Here is a 1,697-nt window from a genome sequence, read left to right on the forward strand (position 1 = left end):
TGAGAGTACATAATTTCTTGTTTGCTCATCTCTTTATTATTTCAAGCAAACTTACTTCTTTACATTATATTATGAAATATGCACTTGCTCGGGCGGATACTTTACTACTGTCATCTGGAGAATTAATGATTAAACCAGCAAGATGATCTAGGTGGCCATGAGTTATAAAATAACCTTTGATATAATTCTGTAAGATGTTTTCAGTTGTATCATCAAATGTATTGTATTCAATTGTTTTGTTTATTCCTGCTCGTATCGTGCCTGCATCTAAGGAAATATAGCTCTTGCTATTTTCTATACCTATTAAATATGAGGATAGATTACTTTCAATCCCTCCACCATATACACCTAAGGGAATAATTTCAAGTTTTTGTGAATAAGTGAGTGTGCTAATTAAAATAAATATACTCAATAATATTTTTTTCATTGTGATTGTTTTTTTACAAAAGTAGAGATTATTTGTCTTTCTATGCGTGATTTAACAAGATGTTTCGGTTGCTCTCTGTAGCTTTGACCTTGTATTTAAAAGGAAAAAGGTGTAGAGTAGCAATGGGTTTATTGTACTTTACACCTTATATATTGGTAAATCTTGTAAGATCATTATTCGTATCATTTGTAATTAGCTGTTAATTACTTTCTCAACCCTCGAAATTGTATCAGATTTGTTTAAAGTTAATCTTACTATACTGTCTGCTTTAGCTAGTAAATCGTGTGGTACATTAGGCTCAAGAGTGATTATATCTCCTTCTTTTAAGTTATATCGCTCACTGTTTACACCAAAATCAATGTTGCCCTTTATAATATGTACAACTATGGGGAACTTTGTTTTGTGTTCTTTCATCTCTTGTCCACTTTTAAAAGCGATTCGTATCTCTTTTGTCGCTGCGTTGTCAATCAATATAGCTATCGCTGGTTTACTATCGCCATAAGTTAGGTTCTCTAAAATATTCGCTTTATCCATAACTCTTATTTTTAAATTCTATATAAAGTTAGTGAATTACTTTGTGGTATTTAGTTGTTTATTTAATTATGTTAGTGGTAGTTGTGAAAGATTTAATGGACCTTATAAGGTATGAGAATACTAATAGTAGAATAAGATGTTAGTTTAGATGTGTACTATACTATATATAGTATAAAGAATCTTGTTAAAGGAATTAAATGCATTATTACTGGTGTAAGTAAGGTAGGGAAGGAGTGTGATATCAGAAATACTAAAAAAAGTTTCACTTGTAACGTGTATCATAATAGGTAGTTATCGTTACTCCGAAAAAAACCTTTAAAAAAAGGCGTTATAAAGTTTGGAAGTAGCGTAAAAGATACTACTTTTACATCCGCATTAGAGAAGTAATAACAACTCTAGAGGTAGATGCTCCTAAATATAAAGAAAGCAGCAAAGAAGAATTAATAACTTTGAAAAGCTTTAAAAACTTTAACAAAATAAAGTTTGGATAAGTGAAAGATAAGGTATTATCTTTGCGGTCCGCTTCAGTAAACACTGTGGTTTGCAAGAAAAAAAGAAAAAGAAATTTTTCGAAAAAAGTTTTGCGAGATTAAAAAATAGTTTTACTTTTGCACTCGCTTTGAAACACAAGTGAAAAAAACAAGAAGAATACGTTCTAAGACATATTGGACAACAGCATACAAAAAGAGAGTAAGGCAAGTCGAAAGATTTGAATTAACGCGCTAATCGAAAATAT

Annotated in this window: 2 protein-coding genes; both read right to left on the reverse strand. The window is 30.4% G+C overall.

Annotated elements, in window-relative coordinates; all coding sequences use genetic code 11:
• Positions 1-64 precede the first annotated feature (64 nt).
• A complete protein-coding gene (locus GOQ24_RS02545) occupies positions 65-427 on the reverse strand; it encodes a hypothetical protein (RefSeq protein WP_160339047.1) in 363 nt (120 codons plus the stop codon).
• Between the two features lie 192 nt (positions 428-619).
• The gene (locus tag GOQ24_RS02550; protein ID WP_155093478.1) at positions 620-961 is read right to left on the reverse strand and encodes a cupin domain-containing protein; all 342 of its coding nucleotides are present in this window, start codon (positions 959-961) and stop codon (positions 620-622) included.
• Positions 962-1,697: the final 736 nt, after the last annotated feature.

This window comes from Myroides sp. LoEW2-1 (genome assembly GCF_009767705.1).
Lineage (GTDB): Bacteria > Bacteroidota > Bacteroidia > Flavobacteriales > Flavobacteriaceae > Flavobacterium > Flavobacterium album_A.

Coding starts and splice junctions, on each gene's coding strand:
- GOQ24_RS02550 (WP_155093478.1), bottom strand. CDS start 961: ATGGATAAAGCGAATATTTTAGAGAACCTAACTTATGGCGATAGTAAA.
- GOQ24_RS02545 (WP_160339047.1), bottom strand. CDS start 427: ATGAAAAAAATATTATTGAGTATATTTATTTTAATTAGCACACTCACT.